We start from the raw sequence: 26,959 nt of genomic DNA on the forward strand, positions 1-26,959 counted from the left end.
CCTGTCCTTTAAATTCTATATGAAAATAACTCTCTTTATTTGGTTTGTAAATATAAAAACTTTATTAAATTATGATAAATATCCAGAAATTACATGATTATTTAGTTAAACATAGAGGAAAAGGAAAAAATAATGATGATATTGTCGCACTTTTGGAAGTTATTAAGTAAATTTTTATTTATTTGTTTTTTTAGCTGCAGTGCAAGTCAAGCTATTGCTAAGAGTTTTCATGACTGTGATTTGAATTGGATGGTAGAGCATCCTATTGAAGAATGCACAGATTTATATGAAAAGAAAATTTCATCATTGACGGTAACGCAAAAGCAATATTTTGAAGATGAGTTTAAAAGAATTGTAGATAACAAAAGGACAGTACCTGTATGGGTTATAGCTGAGGAGCTTTCTTATCTTTTTAAGGATTATCCAACATCAAAAATACTGTTTACTAAATTACAAATAGATGAAAAAGTTAGCAGAACAAATGAATATGATAGTAAACAAATAAATTGGGATGATCCAACATGTTCGGATTGTTTATATTACTCCTTTATGCTTAAACAATTTAAAATTTTATCTTCTATGCTAGAAAAAAAAGGTATATTAGATACCAAAGAAAAAAACATGTTGCTTATTAGTAAACAACGTATTGAGTGCTTAACTGATATTATTGATTATCTGAGTAATAATCTGGATAAATCAATTGAACGAAAAACCATTATCGATAAATGCTATAATTAACAATTTTTCCTCATACACCTAATAGTAAGTAACCCTATAAATATATTATGCTAAGTAGAGATATATTTTAAATCTGTTTTTTTACTAAAGGGTGTATTGTCACAAAATCTCAATTAAAAAATGAAAACACTAACAAAAAAAGATGTTAATTATATAGATATGGGGCTTTACCGCTAAAAGAGGTTTAACAGCAAGTCAATTTAAACCAAGTTTACATGTTGAATGTTTTACTTGTGAAGATTTGCCGACGTTCATCACCCAAACGCAGACAGAGGCAAGCAAAATTCCTGATGAAGATAAAACATTGGTTGGCATAACAAAAGGTGCAAAATTACTGGCGTCATCGTCAAAATCGGATACAACGGTAGGTAAAGTACTTAAAGACACCAAAATAAAAGTATTGAGTAAACAAATTAATATTAACTGGTTACAAATTGAGATTAACACATCGGAGACCGAAATTAAAAAGTTATGGGTAGAAAATAGTAAAAAGATAGCCGAAAAAGCCAAAGCTGAAGGGAATATAGAATTAGTCGAAGCACCCTCGGCCTGGAGCCAACATCTCTACAGTAGAGTGAATTAACCAGCAGCCAAAACGTGGTTCAAATGCCGATGATATTTACTCTGGATGATAAAGAATTTCAAGCAGAAAATGCCCGCGCAGTTGACGACAAAGGTACGTTATGGATTTTAATCCAAAAAGATGCCTTAGGCAGTAACAATTTACCTGTCCTTGGTTGGGCAGCCATCGGCCATGAAGGCGTAAAAAAAGTCAGTTGTTGGGACTGGTTTGATTTTAAAGAGATTATAGAAACCAGCAGTTTAAAAGAATTTTACCTGAGTGCGAAAAAAGCGGAAACCCGAAACAAAGATGATGCCTCACTGGAGCAATATAAGCCAACCATTAAAACGACCTTAACAATATTAGATAAACAATATACAAATAATGAATGTGCGGCATTAACAACAGAGTGTTTTAGATGATTTTCATCCTAAACCTGAGTTAATTTTATTTACTCTGATATTGTGATTCAGTTACTTTTTCAAGCCAATCACTACTTTTACCATCGACAATATCGGCAAGAGCAAAATGGGTAAAATAATAGTCAGGTGACGCACCATGCCAATGTTTGACGCCAGCAGGTACCCATACAACTTCACCCGGATTAATCTCAATTATGTCATCACCCCATTTTTGAACACGTCCTTTACCGGCTACGCCAATTAGCATCTGGCCATTAGGATGAGTATGCCAATTGGTTCTTGCACCTGCTTGAAAAGTAACATATCCAGCGGATTTATCTAATGGATCTTTAGCTGTAATTAATGGTGAGATAGTGACATATCCGGTAAAATTATTTTCTGAGCCTTTAACCATTGTATTTATGTTATGTCGAATAATATAAATCTTATCATCCACCTTAATTTCCTCCTGATCGTTAGCTACAACATTAGGAGCGCTAAAGCTGAAAGTAAACAAAAAGAGTGTTGTTAGCCATGTACTTTTCATGTTGTTTTCCAGATTGAAGTTATTGTTGACGATTGCTCAAGACTTGGTTAAGCACTGTTGTTGCATTGTTGGCTATATCTTTATCAATATGATTATTAATTAAAGCAATTAAATCTCGTAATTGTGACTCAGTTATACCATTATGCATGCTTACATTAATATGTGATTTGAGTTGTGCGTTTACATTACCTAAACTGGTTAAGGCAGATACCGTTATTAATTCACGAGTCTGATAATCTAATACACCACGTTCAAAAATATCTGCAAATAGATGCTCTTTTAAAAAAACTTCAATGGTAGGCACAAATGCAGCATAGCCAGCTGAATGACCAGATGGAAGAACGCCAGTTAGTAAGGCTAAATTTTCTTTGCCTATCTCGTATTTACTTTTGTCTGTACGAACTTGATTAGGTTCTACGCCAATCTCATCATAAATCCCTTTTTCTTGACGACTTTTAAGAACTTTTTCAAAAGTAATAATACCATTTAAACTACGAGGAAAACCTGTATAAGCATACATTTGAATCAATATTTCCTTTATTTCATTAATTGTTAAATCGCGCGTCAGCCTTTCATCTAATGCCGCAGCTAATGACTCCAAATCACCTTGAGCGGTTAAAGCAGCAATTAATATGATACTTTGTTGTTTTGGTGTAAGAGTTGAACTTTCACTCTCCGGTAAAGTATTGGCATTTGAACCACTACTAAATATTGCCAGCAGAATGCTGGCAAAAAATAATCGAAACTTATTAAACATATCGTTGTTCCTGTAAAATAGACGGTACAATGCATCGTAACTCACTCATCGTTACAAAAAATTGAACACTTTGTACCGTTTTTAAAATGTATTAGAATTAATGTTTAGAGATTTTTACCGTAAAATTGAATTAATTTATCTACAGCTTGATCAACATATTTAGGTACCCAATAGGTTTCGATATGTGTTGCGTCAGGGATAAGATAGAGTTCTTTGTTTTTTGTTCCCGTAGCACCTTTGAACGCTTTTTCTGTCATATATAAAGAATCAGCTTTACTACCAGCCATCATCAATAATGGTTGATTTATTAGATCCATATTGCTGGCCGCATCAAAACGCATCAAATCAAGTAAACTGCTCATAGTGTATTTAGAACTTGAATTTGGATGGGCGTGAGTATATTGATAATATTCCATTCCTTGACGATAGAGTTCGAAAGGCAAACTCGCAATTTGGTTTTTAGTTAACTTATTATCTCCACCAACGTAAATAACATTACCCCCAGCGGCTTCTTGAGCTCTTGCATCAGTAGCTTGTTTTAATCGCTGTTGAATAGTATCTAACTGAGAATCCATATAACCATTACGGCGAACTAAACCTGAATCAAACATACTTAATGTAGCCACAGCTTTAAACCGTTTATCAGTTTGTGCAGCTTTGATTGAATAACCGCCTCCACCGCAGATTCCAAGCAAACCAATTCGATCGGTATCGGCACCTGCGTATTGGCTTATATAGTCTGCCATACCATGAATATCTTCAATTCTATTAGCTGGTTTATCCACATAACGTGGCTCACCTCCGCTACCACCTTGATAAGCAGCGTCAGCTGCAATAGTTATATAATCAAGCTCAGCTAAGCGTTGAGCATAAAGCCCTGCGACTTGTTCTTTAACTCCACCATTTGGATGAGCAACAACTACTACAGGATATTTTTTTGTCGGGTCATAATTAGGAGGGGTATAAATATTAGCAACTATTTTAATGCCATGAAGTTGGTAGGTAACAGGATGAATATTAACTTTACCTTTTATATTTTCAGTAATCGCACCTTGATAAGTCAATGTAAATGGATTTTTTCGATAATCATCAGCGACTGCACCACCAGCTAATGAGGCTGAAACAACCGTTGCCATAACCATTTTTTTAATCATTTTTATTTCCTCTTTATATTGATTAAAACCTAAAATTAATCGGCTTTAATCAAATATGAATAAAATTTAATATGAGGAAAATTATAGTCGTCTATCAAATTACTTAAATATACAATTTTTGCAAATGTATGCCTATTTATCTCAAGAAATAGAGGAGATTGAATTTTATTCAATCTAACATGTAAATATTCGCGCGAGCTATTTTAAAAATTATTTAAAACAACAGTGGTTACTGCTTTGTCTTTTCCGAAATGTTAACCGCTGCATCGATATCACTATTAGCTATAGTCTTTGCACCTTTTGCTAAGCTATCCAATAAATATTTATCTCAATTAAAGGCATATTTATTACTCGTTCTTTTTATTATTGAAAAATGCTAACCAATAAACTGGCCACTTACTTTTTGATAGTAGATTGTTAACCACATAGGCTATTATTACTAAAGAAAGGGAACCTGAGAGCACAGGAAACAACAAAAAGTTGAAATCGTAATTAACCTGATTTGCTGTTAACAATATAACCAATGGATTAGCGCCTGCTGGTGGATGTACACATCTAAAGAATTGCATTGCTGCAATAGCGCAACCTACAGCTAAAGCAGTAACAAAAGCTGAATCACCAAACAATTTCAAAAATACTAAACCAATAAATGCTGATATAAGATGCCCTAAAATTACATTTCTTGGTTGTGCAAGAGGAGACTGAGAAACAGCAAATAAAATGACACACGAAGCCCCAAACGGAGCCATTATAAAATAACAGCCTGAATAGATCGTCAGACACTCCAGCGTTAAAATTGCCAAAGTCCCGCCTAACAGTCCTTGAAATAATTCAAGTAATTTAGGCCTACTAGGTAGTTTTTCACTACCCCAAAAAAAGAATTTCATTAATTGTTTTTCCTTGTAAGTTATAATGTATGACAAGATAATAATGTGAACAGATCTGTACGCAAATTCAATGGTAGTACAGATCTGTTCATTTTACAATTTATTTAGGTGATTTATTTTGAAAAAAACATATGAATTAATTATAAAGACTGCTGAAAAACTGTTTTATCGAACTGGTTTTTCGAGTGTAGGCGTTGATGAAATTAGGGATATGTCAGGCTGCTCTAAAACCACTTTATACAATCATTTTGGAAGTAAAGATAAACTTATAGTGGAAGTATTAAAACATAGAGACTTAATATTCCGTTCAAAGCTTGAGGATTCTATTACTGGGCTTAATGGAAAAAATGCTATTTTGGGAATATTTAAATGGCATAAAAAATGGTTTTCCGAAGTGGATTATAACGGCTGTTTATTCACGCGAGCAGTAGAGGAAATGCGTGAAACCTTGCCTTGCATATCAGATATACTTAAAGAACATAAAGAATTTGTTAGAGGCCTAATTTATTCAAAACTTGAAGATTATTCTGATAAAGAGTCTTTGACAAATAAACTGATGGTGATTCTTGAAGGACTTATTAATATTGGTGTGGAGTATAAAAATGATAAGAATCTTAATGATCAGATTGAACAAGATGCTATTAATTTAGTGTTAGAGTTGTTGGATAGGAATTCAGTACACAAATAAGAATGCTAAATTTAAAATAACTATAAAATTTTCTCCTACGATTTTTATCTAATTCCTAGAAACGACATCTGTTCACTTTTTTAGTGAGAAGCTCTCAGATAATCAACGACTGGTAATTTGTAAAATTGATAAATGGTAAGTATAAAAACAAACCTAATTGTGAAACTTATGTTGTGGAGTAAATATCTTCAATAATGTATTAATAGTTATATGGAAATAAGAGTCATCTTGCAATCCTTTTGCAGAAATATAAGCACCTTGCAAAGTAGACATTAAGAGCGTTGCTGCTTCTAATGGTGCAAGAATATTAGAAATACTACCATCAGCAATCCCAATTTTTATAAGACTTTCTAGCGTTTTCTTCATAGACTCAAATCCACGATTAACCTCTGACGCTAACTTTTTGTTTTCCATAATAGCTCTATCTCGAGCCATTTGACCAACCACACATCCTCTATCTATATTACGAGCTTTAAATAACAGATCTGAAAGTTTATTATATGCATTTTTATCTGTATTTAGCACTGAAGCATTAAAACTTATAAGTTGATCGACATTATATTTTATTGCATGTAGGCACAGATCCTCTTTACCATTAAAATAATGATAGAGGCTACCTTGACCGACTTCAGCACGAGTCAAAATATCTCTTGGGCTAGTAGCAGCTAGACCTTTTTCTAATAGGAGCTCAGCCATAGCTTTGATCAACTTTTCTTTAGAATTTTGTTTGTTATTCATTTTCACCATAAAACACCATACCACCAGTCGATGGTATGATTATAATTATTTATTCAATCTGTAAAATAGTATCTACTAAACGATTTGAAAAACCCCATTCATTGTCATACCAACTAACAACTTTGAGTAATTTGCCATCGATGACCTTAGTGAGCTTAGAGTCGAAAATAGATGAAGCTGGATTTTTAATAACATCAGATGAAACAATTTCATCTTCTATATAAACGAGAATACCATCTATTGTTTTAGAGCTAGTTGCTTGTTTAATAGTATCATTTACTAGTTGTTCTGTCACTTCTTTCTCTAGATTTAAAGTAAGATCTATCATTGATCCTGTAATTACCGGAACCCGCACAGATCCGCCGTCTAATTTTCCTAAATCTTCCTGAGTTTTAATGCCTTTGGCGAGCTCTGCGGCCATTTCTCTTATTTTTTTTCGTCCATTTATATCTACCCATTTTTTACTCGTTATCGTAGTTCAAAAATAGGCAAATACACAAATTTATTTATAGGGTCTATAGTAATCATTAAGAGTTTTATTAAATAAAGTTTCTTTTCTTCGCTCGTTTTTTAATAATAAGCAAGAGAAAATTGCTTCACTAAATGAATGGTGCGCTCAATATCAATAATTTACTGCTTCTAAATCTTTTTTATCATTTGGATTTTCCAACAAGCATAACCACTGACCTTTCCCCCGAAATAAATACCAGAACTTAAATGAAATTTCATTAGAATTAACCAAACAAGGAGATCATATTATGAAAAAACGATTCACCGAAGAACAAATCATCAAAGCAATTAAGTGCCATGAAGTGGGAACCAAGCTTGACGACTTATGTCGAGAGTTAGGTATTCCATCGGGTACATTTATAACTTGCGTAGTAAATATGCCGGGCTTGAAGTGAATGAAGCTAAGCGATTGAAAGAGCTTGAATTAGAAATAATAAATTAAAAAATCTCCTTACTGAAAGAATTCTAAAAGTAGAAACGATGAAAGATGTGTTATCAAAAAAGTGGATATTGTTGCAAAACGGCTATGGGTTGCAACACATCTAATTGATACTTCTAAATTAGCCGAGGGTAGAGCATGTTATTTGTCTAATTTGAGTCGGATCGTCTATCGGTTTAAGCCCAAAGCAAAGTTAGATGACGGGCTAAGAGCTCATACAAAAGAGCTGGCTAGTTAGTATCGAAGATATGGGAATTTAATGTTATACAGCTTATTAAAATCAGAGGACCTAATTAAAAATAAAAAGAAAACTTATCGGTTATATTGTGAAGAAAAACGGCAAGTTAGAACCAAAAAGAGAGGTAAAATTCATCGTCAAAGAGTGCCATTATTATTACCATCAAATGTAAATGAACGATGGTTGATAGGTCAACTAATTTCAATCTCAATCAGTGGTCAGCAAGTGGCAAGATTTTAAACCAGTGGATAGAAATAAGGAATAAACCTCAATATATTACTTGTGATAATGGCAGCGAGCTTACAAGCAAAGCTATTTTATGGGGGGCTAAAGAAACAGACACAACGTTAAATTTTATTCAATCTGGAAAACCGACGCAAAATGCCTTTGTTGAAAGTTTAAATGGCAAATTCAGAAATGAATACCTAAATCGGCATTGGTTTAGGGGGGTAAATGAAGCACGTTATGAAACTGATAAATGGCGCGAACATTACAATTATCTTCCACCTCATAGTTTATTAAATTATTTGTCATCTGTTGAATATGCTAAACAAGTGGCTTACTTAGTATGAATAATCTCATTTAAGCAGTGGTACTGTTATTGGGAAAAGTTCAGTTATATTACCTTAGTACAAATGTTGTTTTTAACAACTCTCATTTATAATTAATTTGACAGTAAACTATTTTTTTGATCTGGCTCTCAAATATTGATCTTTTATATTTACTAAGATTTGAAATTACTATATATAGATAATATGTTTAGCGTAAAAAAGTAAATCTATTTATTTTTTGTAATACAATTAAATGTTATTTATAGCTTTTTATTTAAGAAATTTAAAAACAAATATTATTTAGATAAAGTGTTTTTTTAACGATGGAGTGGAGAGAATGATAAATAAACCACAATCGTATCATTGCTGTTTTTATGAGAATTATTTTAAAACATCATAACTAAATATTTTCAATTTAATTATATAGATATAGTAATTAATGTCGCAAATAGAAATTACAAGATTGATCTATTTTACAATGAAATCGATAAAATATACCAAATTGGTGTCATAGGTTATGGTGGTATATTCCCCGCACCACCAAATTGTTTTGTTCTTGAAGAAATAATTTCTAATCTAAAAATTATTCACGACATAGACATAAAAAAAATAATAATCCCTCCTCTTTTTCCTTGCGAACTTTCTGTAGAAAACATAAAAGATTATATGAAAACCGAAATGACTACTCAAATAATTGTAATGCAAGAATTTAGAGAGTTAGGTCATAACTTGTTTAAAGGTAGTGTTCGAACAGATATTAGATGTGCAGAAAAAAATCAAATAACAGTTCATCGTTATAATAAAAGTAATCGTAGAGATCTAATGCTTTTTTATGATTTATATATAAAAACCATGGAAAAAGTTCAAGCAAAATATTGTATCAGTTTACCTTTGATCGAAGATTTGCTTAATGATGAGAGAAATGCAGAATTATATTTAGCTCACTATAATGACAAAATTGTATCTGGCAGTATTATTCTAAAATCAAAGAATAATATTTTTTACTGGATAAACGCTAGTGATAGTATTTCATTAAAATTTAAACCAAATCATAAAGTACTTTCACATATTATTAATGAGTATTCTGATATGGATTATATCAATTTAGGGTTTTCACATAGTGATACATTAAGGCAATTTAAAAAAACATGGGGAGCTAAAGATTTTAAATATTATGTGTTTGAAAAATTATTTTAGCTATTATCGTTCGTTGAAAAATTAATTATTAATTCAGTTAATTAAGGAGTTAATGTGAAATCAGTATTTTTTATACCAACAAATAGAAGTATTAAAGATAGTGTTAGTAGTTATATAAAGGAGGTTTTATATGCGAATGAGGTTTTACAAGTTAATATTCCTCTCATTATAGTTGAAACTAATGAATTTTCATATATTGAAAATCATAAAATTATTGAATCATTAAAGAATCAATATCCTGAATTAAATATTCTACATCTTTCTGTAGATATACAGAAAAAGTATTTTAAGTCACTTTTTAAAAATATGAATGATGATTTTTATAAGATTTTTACTTATACAGGTACTGATTATGCTACGGCAACAAATAAATTGGGTTTATTTGCTTGTTCAATGGGGGCAGATGCCTATCATAGAAGAGATTCAGATACTTGTTTATTATTTGATAGAAGAAGTGAAGCCAGAAAGGTTTATCCAATTGAGTTTGAGTTAAAGTATTTGGGTAAACAAATAATAGAAATAGCTAATGAGCTAGGTATCAAAATTAATAAGCAAGATATAGACGATAAAAGACGAATACTTGTAGTTGGTGGAAATTATTTAGGTGAATGGAATCTTGATGTAAAAGATTTTGCAAAAATCTCGTATGACTATGTATATAAAATATATGAACTACTTGGTTTTAAATCTGAGCATATTGTTGATATTTGCGATGATATATTCAAATTAGATCAACCAATTCCTAAAAATGATGTTATTTCCTTAGTTACTTCTGTTAACGATGGATGCAATCCTGACTGTGGTAATGTTAGTGTCTATCGACTATTTGAATTTCTACCAAACTTACCTGGTAAAAATACATTAGCAGCGGATTATTTCGCTTTTGATACTTCGACTGCATTAGGTTACCCATCTGTACATCATACTAGGCCTGTGTTTCATGAATATCATGACGAAAGATTTGACTATGATAAAAAACTAAAATATTGGTATGGGATGTTGAAATTTGCAGATTATTTTTCACTGTATGGGAGTATTTACAACGATAAGCTTATTGATAACTTTTGTGATTATGATGATTGCTTCGTTTCTCAACAAATGTGTGAAACTCTTTCTGAAAAAATAACATCATTTGTTTCTAATGAGACTAAAAGGGAAGAGCGTATAGTCAGAATTATTGATGAAGTTTTATTAGATTTTGATGAAAATTATTCAAAGATAGGACAAGAATTAAGGAAAGTCACTGCAAAATGTATTGCTGAATGTAATGAAGAATACCTCTTACACGCTAACCTCTTAAATAATTGGAATAAAATAATTGAACAAGCCAAAAAAATGAATTTAATGGATTTTATCGATTTTGGGTTATAATCCCTCTAAGCTTTATCTGGTAACAGTACCTTTCCACAAATGAGATTATATACTTAGCCGTTTTTATAGTATATTTAATGGGTTAAAAATAATTTAATGCACTATGAGGCCTAGTTTGAAAATGGTTGTAATCTTTGCACCATTTATCAATTTCATAATGTACTTCTGCTTGGCTTCTTGATCCCTGGCAAAATAAGAAAAGTACACACCTTAATAGCATTGTTGATGCTAATGTTCATATACCTCTAGCGATATTCTACTGCTTGCGGAATGAGGACGGTAAATAATATGCCTTTCTAAGAGACAATCTTAGCTATGTTATAAAGCATCAACTAATCAATTTAAATATGATACGCTTGACTCAAAGACCAATTTTATGCTTTATCTAAGCTAAAACGAAATATCCAAGACTTAGCCCCTGAATCCTTAATGAGAAGTGAAAGACCATTTCCAGCGCTGTAATTGCACACTTTATTTTTTACAAATAATGTTGCAAGTTTTTCAATTAGCCTTGCAATTAATAATTCTCCAATAAGTTTTTATGTATTGAATTCTGCAGGTAGGGAAAGACTTATTTAATAATAAATACAAAACGGCTATGATATTTTTCAGTTGGCTTTCTCATCCTAATATTGACTTAGGTAACTCTTAAAGAGTGAGTAATTGAAGGAAAAATAAAATCCGATCTAAAATGTAAAAGATAAAAATGGATAACTTTATAATAATGTGAATTTTGAATAAAAAATAGATGGCGGAAGCGCAGAGATTCGAACTCTGGGAGGGTCGCCCCTCGCCGGTTTTCAAGACCGGTGCTTTCAACCGCTCAGCCACACTTCCGCAATGGCTGTGAATATTAAAGGAGACGGAGTTATTTGTAAATAGCTTTTTTAATATTTTTTGTTGATCGCTCTAAATTTCATCATATTTTGTGAAAATTGCGCACTTGATGATGCTTTGCTCATCAAAAATAGTGTTGGAATCAAATTAATTGAGTATAATACAGCGCAAATAAAATAACGTATTGAAAAAATGTTAACGCAAATTGATACTGATGATAAAGGTTACTTAAAAAATTGGCAGGATTGGACTGCTGATTTAGTACCTCAATTAGCTGAAAAAGAGTCGATTGAATTAACTGATGCACATTGGGAAGTTATCTTATTTGTTCGTGAATTTTATTTAGAATATAAAACTTCTCCCGCAATTCGAGCTTTAGTCAAAGCTATGGAAAAAAAATTTGGTGCTGAAAAAGGCAACAGCCGTTATTTGTATAAATTATTTCCGGATGGTCCTGCAAAACAAGCGACAAAACTTGCAGGTCTACCTAAACCAGTTAAATGTATTTAGGTTAAGGGAAAACAGATGATGAGATGGAAACTACCATTAATATTATTGATCGTGCTGGGTTACTTGCAATACTCATTATGGTACGGTAAGAATAATATTCATGATTATCAAGATAACTTGCAGATGTTAGCCAATCTTCATCAGGAAAATGAAAAATTGAAAAGCCGCAATGAACAAATGTTTGCTGAAATTAATGATTTACAGCGTGGTTTTGAGGCGGTAGAAGAGCGAGCACGCAGTCATTTAGGAATGGTTAAACCAGACGAATATTTTTATCGAATTATCATTGATTCTAACACTCAACAACAATAAGGCTTTACGTGACAAATACAAGTAATATTATTGCGATTGTTCCTGCTGCGGGTATAGGTTCCCGTATGAATAGCCAAACACCTAAACAATATTTAAAAATAGGAACAATGACAGTTTTAGAACATACGTTAAATAAATTATTAACACATCCCCAAATAGCCAAAATTATTGTTGTTATTAGTTCTAAGGATGAATTATTTAATACACTGTCAATTGCATCGCATCCGAAAATTAGTGTCACTATTGGCGGTAAAACCCGAGCGGATTCGGTTTTAGCTGGTTTACAATTACTACATGATGATCAATGGGCATTAGTGCATGATGCTGCAAGACCTTGTGTTGCTCACCAAGATATCACTCGTTTGATTGAAACAGTTACAAGACAACAACAAGGCGGCATCTTAGCAACTCGTGTTAGTGATACCATTAAACGAGCTTATCAAGATAACGATACAATCATTGAGCAATCAATTGATCGTACTATTTTATGGGGAGCGGCAACGCCACAATTATTTAAAACCGCTGAGTTGAAATCTTGCTTAAAAAAAGCTTTAACTCATCAAGTGGCAATAACTGACGAAGCTTCAGCTATTGAGTATTGTGGTGGCCATCCTTTATTGGTTGAGTGCCGTCGAGATAATATAAAAATAACTCGACCAGAAGATTTACTCTTAGCCTCTTTTTATTTAACTGAGCAGATTTAAAATAGGTAAAATATGAGAATAGGTCATGGATTTGATGTGCATAAATTTGGTGGTGAAGGACCGATTACCCTAGGAGGAGTTAAAATTCCTTATCAATATGGGTTAATTGCACACTCTGACGGTGATGTCGTTTTACATGCCATTACTGATGCTTTAATTGGTGCACTCGCTTTAGGTGATATAGGTAAACTTTTTCCCGATACCGATTCTAAATATAAAGGCATTGATAGCCGAATATTATTAAAAGAAGTTTACTCTATTATTCAAGCAAAAGGTTTTGTGCTTGCGAATTTGGATACAACAATTATTGCTCAAGAGCCTAAGATGCGCCCATATGTTGATCAGATGCGAGTCAACATTGCTGAAGATCTTAACGTTCATTATGATCAAATCAGTGTAAAAGCAACCACAACTGAGCAATTAGGTTTTACCGGACGTAAAGAAGGTATAGCTTGTGAAGCGGTAGTATTGTTAATAAAAAAATCAACAAAAAATCCAACCTAAAAGTAGGCATTATACGTGTTAGCAGAACTAAATTATTTTTATGGAAAACCAACCACAGCTGGAATTTATAAGCAACAATATGAAGATTTTATTGTTCAAGAAGAGCTAGGCTTTGAGCTTACTGGGGAAGGTGAACATGTTCTTGTTTATCTTCAAAAAAGAGATTGCAATACGGTTTTTGTTGCAGAGCAATTGGCAAAATATGTTGGTATTGCCGCTAAACAAGTAAGTTACGCTGGATTAAAAGATCGCCAGGCAGTGACTGAACAATGGTTTAGTTTACATATGCCAGGACAAGAAACGCCCGATTTTACCAATTTTGACTTAGCGGGTTGTCAGATAAAGCGAGTGACTCGACATAACAAAAAACTCAAGATTGGTGCTTTACAGGGCAATCATTTTAAGATTATTTTAAAAGAGTTAAGTCAGCATGCTGAGATAGAAACAAAACTAGCATTAATAAAACAGCATGGCGTTCCTAACTATTTTGGTGAACAACGATTTGGGCGTGACCAAAATAATATTGAACAAGCTATCAAATGGGCACAAGGAGAAATATCGGTTAAAGATAGAAAGAAACGTAGTTTTTATTTGTCTGCGGCACGTAGTGCTATCTTTAATGATATTGTTAGTCAACGAATTGAACAGAACATTCATCAAAATGTGCTTGAAGGTGATATATTGCAGCTTGCCAATCGTGGCAGTTGGTTTGTTTCTAAAGCGGATGAAATAGCAACATTACAACAACGCTTGCAACAAGGAGAGATCAATATTACTGCTCCAATGGTTGGTGACTCATCTTTAAATACGCAAGGTGTTGCTTTACAATTTGAGCAAAGCTGTTTGAACAAATGGTCTAATTTTGCTGATCTGTTTAAAAAAGAGCGTCTTGAAACGGCAAGACGATCATTATTACTACGTCCGGAGCAATTAAACTGGCAATGGTTGGGAGAACATAGTCTTGAAATTAGTTTTTATTTGCCATCTGGTAGTTACGCAACAAGTGTGATACGTGAATTGATAATAAGAAATGAGTAACACAAATGCAAAGTTTGAAAATGCAGTCTTTAATTAAATTACTTAAGCAGCAAGGGATAAAAGATAATCGTGTTTTGAGTGCAATTGCTTCAATTCCGCGTGAATTATTTGTTGACGAAGCGCTTTCTCATCAAGCTTACGATAATCGTTCACTGCCAATTGGTAGTGGTCAAACTATTTCTCAGCCTTATATTGTCGCCCGAATGACTGAACTGCTTAGATTAGAGCCAAATTCTAAAGTCCTTGAAATTGGAACAGGTTCCGGCTATCAAACAGCGATATTAGCTAAATTAGTCGATCATGTATGTTCGGTTGAAAGAATTAAAAGCCTACAATGGAACACTAAGCGTCGCTTAAAACAACTTGATATTCATAATATTTCAACACGTCATGGTAATGGCTGGTTAGGGTGGGCAGAAAGAGGACCATTCGATGGCATAATTGTTACAGCTGCCGCTTCAGAAGTACCGCAAAACTTGTTAGCACAGCTCGCTAATAAAGGCCGACTAGTGATTCCTGTTGGTGAGAATAAGCAGATTTTGCAATTGATTGAACGTGATGGTGATAACTTTATTTCTAAAAATATGGGGGATGTAAGGTTTGTTCCCTTAGTTAAAGGCGATATTGCATAAACTAGCCACCAGTTAGAATGATGGCTTTTATGACTATGCTAATAACTTAGTTTTTACTCTTTTAGTGTTAGTACTTTTTTCTTTTGAGTATCGCTAGCAGTATTAACTTAAATCAGCTATTTTTTTGTTCTGATAATTTCCATTCGCAGATACCATAAATCGCATTAAATAAGTAAATCAGATACTGGGTCGCTATCACAATATTATTGGTATAAATATTTAATCCAATGACTAACACATTTAATATTACCCATAAATACCAGTTAAAAGCATATCGCATCATTAACAGTAACTGAGCAACCACGCCTAAACCAAAAATAAAACTGTTGGTAATAAGTTGATAGATTGTGTTATCAACACTTAATGTGTTGGTCAAATAAACATTGAAAAACACAGCAGCAATCAGGAAAATTATGGAGCAAAGAAATATTTGTTCATTTAACGAACGTACTTTGACCTTGTCATTATTGTCTTGATTTTTATTCCAAGTGAACAAGCCATAAATATGTGAACCAAAATAATAAAATGTTGGTAACCCAGCCCCGATATTGCCACCTAAAAAGTTGGCACAACACTCAGCCATCACAGCCAGCATTCCAACAACGTTGCCCATATTCTTACGTTTGGCTAATAAAATAACACATAATAAACCACACACAGCACCTATGTAAGAAACAGAGTAACGTAAATCTAATTGTTCAAAAGGGTCGGTAAATAAAAAGGCGATAGTGACACAAAGTATACAAAAGTACGGATATAACTTGTTGCGTCCTACTGATATAACTATTTGGCTTAATTTATTCATAATTAATACTCTTCATCATTAATAAGTTGATTAACCAATTCGATACTGCGTAAGTAACGTTCTTCATAATCGGGTGAATCTATTTGAATATAGTTAATATTATTTTTTTCTAACAATGTAATAAGCAATTGTTGAAAATCTTTACGTTGTTTTGGACTGCCTAAATGTCGTAAACCGTCTGCGACCCAAGGGGTATTGTTGCCCAATAAAATGACCAAATCGAAACGATAGTTGTTGATCATTGCTTGTAGGAAAGGATGCTCTTTGCCTTCATATTTTTTACAAAAGGCTTGAGTGGTGACAAAATCGGTGTCGATAAACGAAACCTTATTTGCATGTTTTATTGCAAAATCAATGTATTGAGCGTGACCAAGCGCAATTTTATCATAATCGGCATATTGTAAAGCTCTTTCATCCCCACCAAGTTGAGAAAAAACGTAATCTCGGCCGTATTCCCAAGCACTGGTAGTATTAAATACGTTTGCTAATTTATTGACCAAGGTTGATTTACCACTTGATTCACCACCTAGTATTGCGACAGTTCTTACAAAAAAGGGTCTTACTTCAGTTGGAATATATTGCCAATTTTTTAATGGTGCTCGCCTGATTTGAGTGCCGCTCACTTGCATAAATTGCCGCGTAGGATCGATTAGCACTGTCTCTAAATCAAATAAGTCTTTATACATCGAAACATCTTGCGGTTCGCTCGAGTAAACACAGTTAGGTTTAATGCCTTTTTCTCTAAATAATTTTTTAACACGTTCACTCCATTGATGCCAACCGTTAGGGTAAGCAGGAATACCGTCTTCTTCTAAAAGCTCTATATGGATGTTTTTCTGATACTTAAACGTTTGTAACAGCCACCGAATTCTATCGTTAATTGTTGGTTGGCGAGACATCGCACTTTGTTCAAACAATGCCATATCTCGGTTAGTATCAGAGCAGAGAACAACGTAAAGTTCATCTACTTGACTAATTGCTCGTTGAATAAGATAGATGTGTCCGGTATGCAAAGGATAAAATTTACCAAAAATAACACCAATTTTTTTATCTTTGGCGGATTCTTCGACTTGTAAGTACTGATGAAGTGAATGTAGTTTTTGTGCGCTAGGATTCTTAATTTTGTCATTAACAAGTTGACTTAAATAACCTTTTGTCATTTGACAGGCATCAGCAACAGTTTGTAGGGATAAATTTTTGCGTTTTATTGCTTTTTTTAAATAACTGAAGCTATTCATTTTGTTTCCTTCTCTGTTTTTTATTTGTAACAAAATTTACATTATTTTTATTAAATGTTCAATATATTAAACAAAAATAATTAATATTAATGATTTTGTGTTTTTAGGGAATTAGACATACAATGATTTTGTGTTCTAGCTCTTTATTCATTTTGTTGATAAAAATGTTCTTATCAACTTTATTATTATGATTATATTTAAGGAAAGGAATTACATGAAAATTAAAACAGTTGTGCTTTTGATCGCTTGCTTCTCCGGAAGTGCTTTTGCAGATAATAATGTGACACTAAATAAAGTAACATTATTTTTGAAAGGTGCAGAATTGGAAGGAGAGTCTAGAGTCTCATTAAAAAAAGGTGAAAATCAATTAGTTTTAACCAATATTGCAAATGGCACAAGAGCTAACTCCATTAATGTAGGATTTGACGATAATGACGTAAAAGTTTTATCAACGTCATTAAACGAAAATTATATTGATAATAAACAAAACGACGATGCAAAGCCATTACTTGAAAAGTTAAAACAGTTACAAGAAAAATACGATAACACTGAAATTCAACTGCAAGCAACAACCGAACAAGTCACTCTTTTACGTGGAAATCATTTGGAATTGCTATCAAAAGGGGCAAATAGTAATGTAACTGAATTAAAAAATATGTTGGAGTTTATTAAAACTAATTTAATTACTGCTTTAAGTGAAGAATACAAATTACAGAAAGAAATCGACCAATTGAAAGAGCAAATTCTAAAATGCCAAGAGGAGATTACGAATTTAGAAGAATCAACCAAAAACTCAACTAATGCAATTAATGTGACGGTTTATTCGAATAAAGATATCACTTTACCAATTAGATTATCTTATGTCACCAATGTTGCTGGTTGGAGTCCTGCATATGACGTACGAGTTGATGATATAAATTCACCAATGTATTTAACATATAAAGCTGATATTTATCAAAATAGTGGCCTGGATTGGAAAGATGTTGATTTTATTTTATCCACATCTAATCCAAGTAAAGGGATAACTGCTCCTTTTTTCCTTCCATGGTATATTGAAACGGTGAGCAGTAAAGGGTATAAAAAACTGGCAGCTGACGTCGTCTTGGACGACAGCAATCGTTACAGGAGTTATTCGAATCAAGTTAATTCAAATGTAAATAATGTTACGGTTAATACTTTAGGTATTAATACCATTTTTAAGGTTAATTTACCCAATACTATAAAATCCAATTCTAAAAATAATATGCTAACTTTGCAAACTAAAGAAGTTGAAGCAAAATATCAATATGTTGCATTACCAAAATTGGATAATGGTGTTTATTTGCAAGCAAAAGTCGCAGATTGGGAAAAACTTAATCTCCTACCAGGTAAATTAACAGTATTTTTTGCGGGTAATTATATTGGTGAGAGTTCTATTAATACTGAGGATTTGCCAGATACACTTGATATTGCTCTGGGACATGATAAAAATATTTATGTTTCACGTAATCGCAATGTGAATGAAACATCTAAACCTTCATTTTTTGGTAACGATATTACACAAAAATATGCTTATACTATAGATGTAAAAAATGCTAAATCATTACCGATAGATATTATGGTTTATGACCAACTACCGGTAATTAGAGATAAAATTATATCACTTAATGATACCAAATATGATGGCGCTGAATATGACCAAACAACAGGCAAACTCTCGTGGCAATTGAAGTTAAACCCAAGTGAAAGTAAAACTCTAAATTTAAGTTTCAAACTGACTTATCCTAAAGATCGAGTTGACGATATAATAGGGTTATAATTTCATTAAAACAGAAACAAAGTATGCTAAATCAGTGGTTAAACCAATTTAAACAAGACAGCCAAATCAGTTTGCTTGATATTCATTTGGTTGTGTTTTTAACTAACAAAGCTAAGTTGCATGATGAGTTAATCCTCAAACGTTTTAGCTTTTTGGTGCTATCACTGAGTAAAGAGGTAAGGTCAGGGCATGTCTGCCTTGATCTTACCAACTTGAACCAACAAACTATAGCGCCAGATGTCTGGCTGGATTTAGCTTCACCTACAACAAAGGATTGGCTAGATGCATTAGATCATGCTCAACATACACAAGTTGTGAGTGATGGCTCTAAACTTTCCCCCCTTATTCTTATCGATAATAAACTTTATTTTCAACGAATGTGGCACGATGAAAAGCAAGTAGCACAGTATTTTAATTGTAATGAGTTGACTGAAAATTCAGGGAACAATGTTGATTTAAAGTTAATATTAGACCAACTTTTTACCGACCGCCAAACTTTTATTGATTGGCAAAAAGTTGCCGTTGCGGTGGCATTGACTCGTAAAGTTGCTATTATATCCGGCGGGCCGGGAACCGGTAAAACCACCACGGTAGCAAAAATTTTAGCCGGAATCGTCTTAACTCAACCGAGTGCAAGAATTGTGACCGCTGCACCGACGGGTAAAGCTGCTTCAAGACTGACAGAATCACTTAGTCGTGCTATTTCGCAACTCTCCTTTGATCATTTAAACATTAAAGCTGAAGCAGTGACGCTACATCGATTACTTGGTGCGAAGGCAGATAATCGTGAATTTAGTTATAATAAAAATAATCCCTTGAATATTGATGTGTTAGTGGTAGATGAAGCATCAATGGTTGATTTAAATATGATGGCAAGAATTATCGATGCTTTGCCTAAAAACGCACGCTTGATATTATTAGGTGATAAAGATCAGCTCTCCTCAGTTGAAGCCGGCGCAGTATTTGGTGACTTATGTGAATTTATCTCAACCGGGTATAGCCCCGCTCGTGCAGAACAATTAAGCCAACTAACGGGTTTTGCTATTCCATCGAGCCAACAAGTGGCCATAATAACCGATAGTATTTGTTTATTACAAAAGAGCTATCGATTCAATGAATCATCCGGAATAGGATTACTGGCTAATGCGGTTAAAGAAGGGCAAGTAGCCGCTGCTAAAAAGCTTTTAGCTGATAGATTATTTCATGATATTCATTACCACCTTTTGACTTCCCAGCACACATATGAAGCAGTATTGCATGATTGTGTTGACCATTATAAAAGTTATTTAACTGCTATCAATCCTAGAGGCAATAATGATATTGCTGACATTTTAGAAAAATTTGCTCAGTACCGGTTACTTTGCGCGGTACGTGAAGGCATGTTTGGTGTTGAAGGATTAAACAAACAAATCGAATCACTGTTAGCCAAAAAAAGATTAATTCATTTGAAAAACAAAGAAGCTTGGTATGTTGGCCGCCCAATTATGATCTTGCGTAATAGCTCATCGTTAGGCTTATATAATGGCGATATTGGCATTACGTTAATGGCAGAACATGATAATACTAAACTGCGAGTCTATTTTCCTTTTGCTGACGGATCGATTAAGGGATTTTCGCCTTTTCGACTACCGGAACATGAAACAGCTTATGCGATGACGATTCATAAATCTCAAGGTTCAGAGTTTGATAAGGTCAATATTATTTTACCTACCGATTATTCACCACTGCTCAATCGTTCATTGCTTTATACAGCAATTACACGTGCTAAAAAATCTGTATCCATTTACGCTAATGAACAGATCTTATCACAAGCAATCAAAACACAAACCGTTAGACATAGCGGATTAGTTAATTTATTAGAAAATAAACAATCGTAATATTACGTTTTGAGGCTTGTAGCACAATCCCAACGGCGAACTAAAAACTACAAATATTGCGAGATATAAAAAAACAGGGCAATTTGCCCTGTGTAATTGATTAGTGAATAATCTTGGCTAAAAAGTCTTTAGCACGATCAGATTGAGGATTGGTAAAGAATTGCTCTTTAGAGGTATCTTCAATAATTTCACCGGCATCCATAAAAATGACACGATGCGCAACTTTTCGAGCAAAGCCCATTTCGTGGGTTACAACCATCATTGTCATGCCTTCATACGCAAGCTCAACCATAACATCAAGTACTTCGTTAACCATTTCTGGATCGAGCGCTGATGTTGGTTCATCAAATAACATAACGATTGGATCCATGCAAAGTGCGCGAGCAATAGCAACACGTTGTTGCTGACCACCCGATAGCTGTGCAGGGTATTTATCAGCGTGGGCAAGTAAGCCGACTCGTTCAAGAAGGTTTAGGGCTTTCTCACGAGCTTCATCCTCAGCTCTACCTAATACTTTGATTTGAGCAAGCGTAAGATTTTTTAAAATTGTTAAATGTGGAAACAGTTCAAAATGTTGGAATACCATACCCACTTTAGAACGTAATTTAGCTAAATTAGTGGATTTGCTCGTTACTTCTGTTCCATCAATAATGATTTTACCTTGTTGAACTGGCTCTAAACCATTTACCGTTTTTATTAGTGTGGATTTTCCAGAACCTGAAGGCCCACAAACAACAACAACTTCGCCTTTACCGACTTTGGTACTACAGTTTTTTAAAACTTGAAATTGTCCATACCATTTTGATACATTTTCTAAGGAGATCATCGACTTATCCCTTTCTTGAAATAATTAACTAAACGTGAAGCAGTAAAACAAATTATAAAGTAACTTGCCGCTGCAAATATAATCATTGAATATTTAACTGTACCGCCTTGTACATTACCGATTTGTGTCACACTGGCACCAAATAAGTCTATTAAACTCATGACATAAACAAGCGAAGTATCCTGGAACAAGATAATACCTTGAGTTAATAATAGTGGTACCATCGATCTAAATGCTTGCGGCAGAATAATTAAACGCATAGCCTGACCTTTTGTCATACCGAGTGCATAGGCGGCGTGATATTGGCCTTTAGTAACTGCATTGATACCAGCACGAATGATCTCTGAATAATATGCCGCTTCGAAAAGGGCAAAAGCGATCATCGCTGAGACAATCCGTACATCTGCATAAGGCGGCAGATTAAAGACGAATTTTATTACTTGTGGTAACGCTAAATAGAACCATAACAATACTAATAATAATGGAATGGAACGAAATAAATTAACATAACATTTTGCAAAAATATTAAGAAATTTATTATTTGATAGGCGCATTAATGCTAAGACTGTTCCCCAAATAATGCCGAAAATAACAGCAATCAAGGTAATTTTAGTCGTTAACCATAATCCGCTTAATAATAGATGATAATTATCGCTTACCAGTGAAGGTATATTGGCAATCCAAGTATATAACTGCATATTATCCTCCGTGACTCATGTTTGGCAAACGAGTATGTTTCTCAACAATTCGCATAATGGTAAGTACAGCATAGTTAATAAGCATAAAGGCAATTGTTACACCACACAATATTTCAACAATACTATTGGTCGATTCATTGATGCGATCAATTTGCCCAATCAAGTCAATTAACCCAATGGTTGATGCAACAGAGGAATTTTTAATAATATTGGTCATTTCCGAAGTTAATGGTGGAATAATACGCCTGTAAGCATTTGGTAATAATACGTACTGATAAGCTTGTCGGTTTGTTAAGCCAAGCGCAATTGCGGCATATCTTTGTCCTTTTGGCAAAGTTTGAATACCGGTTCTGACCTGTTCAGCAATACGAGCAGAGGTAAATAAACCTAAAGCAATTGATGCTGTAATAAATGAACTGATATTTGGTGATAATCCCGAAATAAACCAAGTTTTTAAACTCCCGGTCAATAATTCAGGTAGTATCATGTACCATAAAAACATTTGAACAAGTAAGGGAATATTACGAAACAGCTGAATGTAGCCAGCGGCAAATTTATTTAAAAATTTGTTGTCCAATGTTCTGCATATACCGACAAAAGACCCTAACACAAATGCAATAATCCATGCGGTAACGGCTAATGAAACTGTGACAAAAATACCGTCCAACAACCAGTTTAGGTAAATTCCGTCACCATAAGGGGTGGGTTCAAAAAATAGTATCCAATTAAAACTCATAATATATTTAATTCACTAAATTAGATTATGTACTAAATGCCAATTACATTTAGTACACAGGATTAGAAAGAATAAGAAAAGTATTAATCTAATGCTTTATCGTTAGGATTTGCAAAAAGCTCAACCATTTTAGGTGAAATTTCCAGATCCATATTTGCGCCTTTTGGCGGTACTGGTTGAGTAAACCATTTGTTATATGATTCCAGTGCTTTTCCTGATTTTTGAGCATCAGCAATGGTTTTATCCATTAATTGTTTAAATTGAGTATCGCCTTTTCTTAACATACAGCCATAAGATTCATAAGATAACGGTTCGCCAACAATTTTCCATTCTGTTGGGTTAATTGCGCGAGAACGTTCACCAGCAAGCAAAGCATCATCCATTAAAAATGCTACTGCACGACCAGTTTCAAGAGCATTAAATGCATCACCATGATCTTTTGGCGTAATAATACGAATGCCTAAGTCTTCTTTACTATTGATTTGATTTAAACGAATTTCAGAAGTTGTACCTGCTGTGGTAACGACATTTTTACCTTTAAGATCTTCAATACTTTTAATGTCGCTATCAGCTTTCACTAAAAAACGTGTACCAACAATAAAGATGCTGTTTGAAAAATCAACCGTTTTTTGGCGTTCAAGATTGTTAGTGGTCGAACCGCATTCAAAATCATAAGTGTAGTTATTAAGTAGTTGAATACGAGTCTTAGAAGTAACAGGTAAATATTTTACTTTTAGATCTGGTAAATTTAACTCTTTTTTAACTGCTTCTACAATCAGATTCGAATAATCTTGTGAATAGCCAATGACTTCTTGTTTTTCACCATAGTAGGAAAATGGAATAGAAGATTCACGATGACCAACAACAATCACACCACTATCTTTAATTTTGGCTAAAGTACCAGTTAGTTCTTCTGCAACCGCTGATCCGCTAATTAGACCTAACATTGCAAATGATAATACTAATTTGGTTAATTTTGTCTTCTTGTTCATACTCATCTCCTACTGTTTAATTTGTATCATATTAAATTTATTTAATATTTTTACAAAGGGCGTATATTATAACTTATTTTTTAGCATAAAAGTACTTTTTACTATTTATTTGTAGATAATTGGAGCTAGATACAACGTCAGATTCTGGCATTTTAACAATAGATTTTTACCCAATTTCTTTAGAAACCAATTACATATAAGCAATAATTGTGCCAGTCTTACTAATTATGACGTTTTTTTATAAAAAGTGAGATAAGCATTAAAGATATGATTAAAAAATAGAGTTTATTTCCCCATTTGGCATAAGGAGTTAGACCAGTGGTGGGTGAAATCGTGTCGATTAATACATCAGTTTTAAATTGAGGTAATTGTTTAATGATATTACCTTTATGGTCTATTATCGCTGTAATACCATTATTGGTACTGCGAATTAGCGGTCTACCAAACTCTAATGCTCTAGCTTGCGCCATTTGCAAATGCTGCTTAGGCCCAATGCTGTCACCAAACCACGCATCGTTGGAAACGGTTAATAAAAAATCAGTATCAGGCGTGAAATTCTGCCACATTAAATCAGATAAGATGATTTCATAACAGATAGCAGTGGTAAATTTAAATCCTTTCATGGTCAGTGGCGGTTGGTTTACTCCCCCCGGTTGCATCGAGGACATAGGAATATCGAGCATATTGGTCAAAGGTTGAAGTACGGATTCTAAAGGCGTGAATTCACCAAATGGTACTAAATGGTGTTTTTGATAGCGATTAGTAGTTGGATATTGATAAGGTTTTGGTTCTCCTAACACGATCAAGCTATTATAAACTTCGCTAGTTGGACTGTTTCCAAAGTGACTAAAGCGGTAATCAATAATCCCTACAGCGACCTCTGAATCATTCGCTCTGGCTTGATTATCAATATATTGCAAATAGGGTTGCTGGTTGAGTTCATAATCGGTGATACTGGCTTCAGACCAAATAATAATTTTGTTTTTATCTAAGTTGTCTTCGGTCAGCTTAGCGTAGGTTAGTAATGTATTATTCAGTTGCTCAGATGACCAACGTATTGACTGAGCAATGTTTGCTTGCACTAAAACAAAATTGGCTGAACGCTGATTATCAATAGTTGTCCATTGAATATTTTTGAGTGAAGTTGGTGCAATTAAGATCACTAACAGTGCAATAATTGCACCAAATGCGTGCCATTTTTGGACTGTTTTAATCAGCTTATGTAAGCTAAAAACTAATAATCCACATAAAATGGTGAAAATAAGATTAAGCCCGTCAATCCCCACAATTGGAAAATAGTTCCGTAATGGGCTATCAAGTTGGCTGTAACCGAATTGTAGCCAAGCAAAACCAGTAAGAATATAACCACGTAAAAATTCGGTTATTTGCCAAACAATTGGCATTATCAGTACCAGTTGTTTAAACGTAAATGGTTTAGCCACTCTATCAGCTGAGCGAATAAGGAAAGCAAACAGCATTGGAAAGAGTGATAAATATAAAACTAAAAAACCTAAAATAATAACGGCAATAAAGGAGGGGAGTTCGCCATACTGTTTAATACTGAAATATATCCAGTGAATGCCAGCTGAGAAATATCCAATACCCCAGCAAAGTCCTAGAACTAAAGCTTGTTTTTTGGATTTGTTTGCTATTAACCATAGCAGTCCGGCAAATGACACAAACGCCAAAGGCCAGATGTGAAAAGGCGCATAGCTAAAAACAGCAATGGCACCGAATACTAGACTGTATAAAATCTGTTTAAGCATGCTCCGGCATCTCTAAATTTGGCACGGTTGCGCCATCAGGTATGGTCACATGTAATTGAATTATTCGTCTTCTATCAACAATTGTGACCTTAAATTGATAGCCGTCAATTGTGATACTTTCACCACGTAAAGGTAAACGACCGAAATGTTGCATCACCAATCCACCAATTGTATCCATTTCATCATCACTAAATGAAGTGGCGAAAATTTCGTTGAAATCTTCAACTGGTGTAAGTGCGCGCACGGTGTAAACCGATTGGCTTAAGCGACGGATATCACGATCTTCAATTTCATCGTATTCATCTTCAATATCACCGACAATAAGCTCTAAAATATCTTCGATAGTGACAAGTCCCGATACCCCGCCAAATTCGTCAATCGCCATTGCCATATGGTAGCGCTGCATACGAAACTCTTTGAGCATATGATCGACACGCTTACTTTCCGGCACAACTACAGTTGGTCTTAAGATCTTTTTTAAATCAAAATCATTAACGCCTTGGCGTATATAGATAAGTAAGTCTTTGGCTAATAAAACACCTTCAATATGATCTCTATCTTCACTAATTACCGGATATCGGGAGTGACCATGTTCAGAAATAATATCTAAACATTCATCAAGTGTATAATTATCTTTAATTGTTACAATTTGAGAGCGGGGAATCATGATATCGCGAACTCGCTGTTCGGCTATATCCATTACACCTTCAATCATATCAAGGGTGTCAGGATCGATAAGCTCGTTTTCTTCTGCTTCACGAATCACTTCAATCAGTTCTTCTTTATCTTTTGGTTCTGAATGGAATAACTGACTTAACCATAAAGTAAACCCTTTTTTTGGGCTCCGGTGATTGTCATCACTCATTTGCTCTTTTCCTTTCTGTCTTGTTGTTTTAAAGATTCTATTT

At 33.8% G+C, this 26,959-nt stretch carries 29 protein-coding genes, 1 tRNA gene and 1 pseudogene; 15 read left to right on the forward strand and 16 right to left on the reverse strand.

Features of this window, described 5'->3' with window-relative positions:
• Positions 1 to 132: 132 nt before the first annotated feature.
• The 3 genes from GYM74_RS03530 to GYM74_RS03540 all read left to right on the forward strand — a co-directional run bounded on the left by GYM74_RS03530 (position 133) and on the right by GYM74_RS03540 (position 1,722).
• Positions 133 to 738, forward strand: a complete 606-nt coding sequence (locus tag GYM74_RS03530) for a hypothetical protein (protein WP_220219119.1) — start codon at positions 133 to 135, stop codon at positions 736 to 738.
• A 241-nt stretch (positions 739 to 979) separates the two neighbouring features.
• On the forward strand, positions 980 to 1,321 hold the full coding sequence (locus tag GYM74_RS03535) for a hypothetical protein (RefSeq protein WP_220219120.1): 342 nt from the start codon (positions 980 to 982) through the stop codon (positions 1,319 to 1,321).
• A gap of 23 nt (positions 1,322 to 1,344) precedes the next feature.
• Positions 1,345 to 1,722, forward strand: coding sequence for a hypothetical protein (locus GYM74_RS03540; protein ID WP_220219121.1), 378 nt, complete (start codon positions 1,345 to 1,347; stop codon positions 1,720 to 1,722).
• Positions 1,723 to 1,747: 25 nt separating this feature from the next.
• Here the strand turns inward: GYM74_RS03540 and GYM74_RS03545 are convergent, their stop codons facing one another.
• From GYM74_RS03545 to GYM74_RS03560, 4 genes are all read right to left on the reverse strand, one after another.
• On the reverse strand, positions 1,748 to 2,248 hold the full coding sequence (locus GYM74_RS03545; protein WP_220219122.1) for a cupin domain-containing protein: 501 nt from the start codon (positions 2,246 to 2,248) through the stop codon (positions 1,748 to 1,750).
• 19 nt (positions 2,249 to 2,267) lie between these two features.
• Entirely contained in the window at positions 2,268 to 3,005 is a 738-nt protein-coding gene (locus GYM74_RS03550) for a carboxymuconolactone decarboxylase family protein (RefSeq protein ID WP_220219123.1), read from the reverse strand.
• A 104-nt stretch (positions 3,006 to 3,109) separates the two neighbouring features.
• The gene (locus GYM74_RS03555; RefSeq protein WP_370634050.1) at positions 3,110 to 4,147 is read right to left on the reverse strand and encodes an alpha/beta hydrolase; all 1,038 of its coding nucleotides are present in this window, start codon (positions 4,145 to 4,147) and stop codon (positions 3,110 to 3,112) included.
• A gap of 359 nt (positions 4,148 to 4,506) precedes the next feature.
• Positions 4,507 to 5,046 (reverse strand): HPP family protein, encoded by a 540-nt coding sequence (locus tag GYM74_RS03560; protein WP_220219125.1) that lies wholly within the window; start codon positions 5,044 to 5,046, stop codon positions 4,507 to 4,509.
• A gap of 118 nt (positions 5,047 to 5,164) precedes the next feature.
• On the opposite strand from GYM74_RS03560, the gene GYM74_RS03565 reads away from it, so the two are divergent.
• Positions 5,165 to 5,734, forward strand: a complete 570-nt coding sequence (locus GYM74_RS03565; protein ID WP_220219126.1) for a TetR/AcrR family transcriptional regulator — start codon at positions 5,165 to 5,167, stop codon at positions 5,732 to 5,734.
• A 153-nt stretch (positions 5,735 to 5,887) separates the two neighbouring features.
• Here GYM74_RS03565 and GYM74_RS03570 read toward each other — a convergent pair whose 3' ends face one another.
• Together GYM74_RS03570 and GYM74_RS03575 are read right to left on the reverse strand one after the other, a co-directional pair.
• The gene (locus tag GYM74_RS03570; protein ID WP_220219127.1) at positions 5,888 to 6,472 is read right to left on the reverse strand and encodes a TetR/AcrR family transcriptional regulator; all 585 of its coding nucleotides are present in this window, start codon (positions 6,470 to 6,472) and stop codon (positions 5,888 to 5,890) included.
• A gap of 49 nt (positions 6,473 to 6,521) precedes the next feature.
• Entirely contained in the window at positions 6,522 to 6,893 is a 372-nt protein-coding gene (locus tag GYM74_RS03575; RefSeq protein ID WP_220219128.1) for a hypothetical protein, read from the reverse strand.
• A gap of 337 nt (positions 6,894 to 7,230) precedes the next feature.
• On the opposite strand from GYM74_RS03575, the pseudogene GYM74_RS03580 reads away from it, so the two are divergent.
• The 3 genes and pseudogenes from GYM74_RS03580 to GYM74_RS03590 all read left to right on the forward strand — a co-directional run bounded on the left by GYM74_RS03580 (position 7,231) and on the right by GYM74_RS03590 (position 10,778).
• Positions 7,231 to 8,231 (forward strand): annotated as a pseudogene (locus GYM74_RS03580) (integrase core domain-containing protein).
• 657 nt (positions 8,232 to 8,888) lie between these two features.
• On the forward strand, positions 8,889 to 9,407 hold the full coding sequence (locus GYM74_RS03585) for a GNAT family N-acetyltransferase (RefSeq protein WP_220219129.1): 519 nt from the start codon (positions 8,889 to 8,891) through the stop codon (positions 9,405 to 9,407).
• Between the two features lie 54 nt (positions 9,408 to 9,461).
• Positions 9,462 to 10,778: a DUF6271 family protein gene (locus GYM74_RS03590; protein ID WP_220219130.1), complete on the forward strand. Its 1,317-nt coding sequence runs from the start codon at positions 9,462 to 9,464 to the stop codon at positions 10,776 to 10,778.
• Between the two features lie 82 nt (positions 10,779 to 10,860).
• Here the strand turns inward: GYM74_RS03590 and GYM74_RS12365 are convergent, their stop codons facing one another.
• Both GYM74_RS12365 and GYM74_RS03600 read right to left on the reverse strand, forming a co-directional pair.
• A complete protein-coding gene (locus GYM74_RS12365) occupies positions 10,861 to 10,998 on the reverse strand; it encodes an integrase core domain-containing protein (RefSeq protein ID WP_220219131.1) in 138 nt (45 codons plus the stop codon).
• A 529-nt stretch (positions 10,999 to 11,527) separates the two neighbouring features.
• Positions 11,528 to 11,615, reverse strand: a tRNA-Ser gene (locus GYM74_RS03600).
• A gap of 192 nt (positions 11,616 to 11,807) precedes the next feature.
• Between GYM74_RS03600 and GYM74_RS03605 the strand changes: the two genes are divergently transcribed.
• Genes GYM74_RS03605 through GYM74_RS03630 form a run of 6 tightly spaced genes read left to right on the forward strand, consistent with a single transcriptional unit; the run spans position 11,808 to position 15,315 of the window.
• Positions 11,808 to 12,125 carry a TusE/DsrC/DsvC family sulfur relay protein gene (locus tag GYM74_RS03605; protein WP_220219132.1) on the forward strand — a complete coding sequence of 106 codons (318 nt, stop codon included), beginning with the start codon at positions 11,808 to 11,810 and terminating at the stop codon, positions 12,123 to 12,125.
• A 15-nt stretch (positions 12,126 to 12,140) separates the two neighbouring features.
• Positions 12,141 to 12,437, forward strand: coding sequence for a cell division protein FtsB (ftsB, locus tag GYM74_RS03610; RefSeq protein WP_366915713.1), 297 nt, complete (start codon positions 12,141 to 12,143; stop codon positions 12,435 to 12,437).
• A gap of 8 nt (positions 12,438 to 12,445) precedes the next feature.
• On the forward strand, positions 12,446 to 13,141 hold the full coding sequence (gene ispD, locus GYM74_RS03615) for a 2-C-methyl-D-erythritol 4-phosphate cytidylyltransferase (RefSeq protein WP_255556199.1): 696 nt from the start codon (positions 12,446 to 12,448) through the stop codon (positions 13,139 to 13,141).
• A 12-nt stretch (positions 13,142 to 13,153) separates the two neighbouring features.
• Positions 13,154 to 13,645 (forward strand): 2-C-methyl-D-erythritol 2,4-cyclodiphosphate synthase, encoded by a 492-nt coding sequence (gene ispF / locus GYM74_RS03620; protein WP_220219133.1) that lies wholly within the window; start codon positions 13,154 to 13,156, stop codon positions 13,643 to 13,645.
• A gap of 15 nt (positions 13,646 to 13,660) precedes the next feature.
• Positions 13,661 to 14,683 (forward strand): tRNA pseudouridine(13) synthase TruD, encoded by a 1,023-nt coding sequence (gene truD / locus GYM74_RS03625; protein ID WP_220219134.1) that lies wholly within the window; start codon positions 13,661 to 13,663, stop codon positions 14,681 to 14,683.
• A 5-nt stretch (positions 14,684 to 14,688) separates the two neighbouring features.
• Positions 14,689 to 15,315, forward strand: coding sequence for a protein-L-isoaspartate(D-aspartate) O-methyltransferase (locus GYM74_RS03630; RefSeq protein ID WP_220219135.1), 627 nt, complete (start codon positions 14,689 to 14,691; stop codon positions 15,313 to 15,315).
• Between the two features lie 112 nt (positions 15,316 to 15,427).
• Here GYM74_RS03630 and pnuC read toward each other — a convergent pair whose 3' ends face one another.
• Together pnuC and nadR are read right to left on the reverse strand one after the other, a co-directional pair.
• Positions 15,428 to 16,120: a nicotinamide riboside transporter PnuC gene (pnuC, locus tag GYM74_RS03635; RefSeq protein ID WP_220219136.1), complete on the reverse strand. Its 693-nt coding sequence runs from the start codon at positions 16,118 to 16,120 to the stop codon at positions 15,428 to 15,430.
• Between the two features lie 2 nt (positions 16,121 to 16,122).
• A complete protein-coding gene (gene nadR / locus GYM74_RS03640) occupies positions 16,123 to 17,358 on the reverse strand; it encodes a multifunctional transcriptional regulator/nicotinamide-nucleotide adenylyltransferase/ribosylnicotinamide kinase NadR (RefSeq protein WP_220219137.1) in 1,236 nt (411 codons plus the stop codon).
• Positions 17,359 to 17,572: 214 nt separating this feature from the next.
• On the opposite strand from nadR, the gene GYM74_RS03645 reads away from it, so the two are divergent.
• Both GYM74_RS03645 and recD read left to right on the forward strand, forming a co-directional pair.
• Complete coding sequence (locus tag GYM74_RS03645) at positions 17,573 to 19,156, forward strand: mucoidy inhibitor MuiA family protein (protein WP_220219138.1); 1,584 nt, start codon at positions 17,573 to 17,575, stop codon at positions 19,154 to 19,156.
• Positions 19,157 to 19,179: 23 nt separating this feature from the next.
• Positions 19,180 to 21,033, forward strand: a complete 1,854-nt coding sequence (recD, locus tag GYM74_RS03650; protein ID WP_220219139.1) for an exodeoxyribonuclease V subunit alpha — start codon at positions 19,180 to 19,182, stop codon at positions 21,031 to 21,033.
• Between the two features lie 100 nt (positions 21,034 to 21,133).
• Here recD and GYM74_RS03655 read toward each other — a convergent pair whose 3' ends face one another.
• The 6 genes from GYM74_RS03655 to corC all read right to left on the reverse strand — a co-directional run bounded on the left by GYM74_RS03655 (position 21,134) and on the right by corC (position 26,916).
• Complete coding sequence (locus GYM74_RS03655; RefSeq protein ID WP_220219140.1) at positions 21,134 to 21,859, reverse strand: amino acid ABC transporter ATP-binding protein; 726 nt, start codon at positions 21,857 to 21,859, stop codon at positions 21,134 to 21,136.
• Positions 21,856 to 22,557, reverse strand: a complete 702-nt coding sequence (locus GYM74_RS03660; RefSeq protein WP_220219141.1) for an ABC transporter permease subunit — start codon at positions 22,555 to 22,557, stop codon at positions 21,856 to 21,858. The genes GYM74_RS03655 and GYM74_RS03660 overlap by 4 nt, the downstream gene beginning before the upstream one ends.
• A gap of 1 nt (position 22,558) precedes the next feature.
• Entirely contained in the window at positions 22,559 to 23,293 is a 735-nt protein-coding gene (locus GYM74_RS03665) for an amino acid ABC transporter permease (RefSeq protein ID WP_220219142.1), read from the reverse strand.
• An 83-nt stretch (positions 23,294 to 23,376) separates the two neighbouring features.
• Positions 23,377 to 24,285, reverse strand: a complete 909-nt coding sequence (locus tag GYM74_RS03670) for a glutamate/aspartate ABC transporter substrate-binding protein (protein ID WP_220219143.1) — start codon at positions 24,283 to 24,285, stop codon at positions 23,377 to 23,379.
• 221 nt (positions 24,286 to 24,506) lie between these two features.
• The gene (lnt, locus tag GYM74_RS03675; protein WP_220219144.1) at positions 24,507 to 26,051 is read right to left on the reverse strand and encodes an apolipoprotein N-acyltransferase; all 1,545 of its coding nucleotides are present in this window, start codon (positions 26,049 to 26,051) and stop codon (positions 24,507 to 24,509) included.
• Entirely contained in the window at positions 26,044 to 26,916 is an 873-nt protein-coding gene (corC, locus tag GYM74_RS03680; protein WP_220219145.1) for a CNNM family magnesium/cobalt transport protein CorC, read from the reverse strand. The genes lnt and corC overlap by 8 nt, the downstream gene beginning before the upstream one ends.
• Between the last annotated feature and the right edge of the window lie 43 nt (positions 26,917 to 26,959).

Origin of the sequence: Gilliamella sp. ESL0405 (assembly GCF_019469205.1) — a bacterium.
Lineage (GTDB): Bacteria > Pseudomonadota > Gammaproteobacteria > Enterobacterales > Orbaceae > Gilliamella.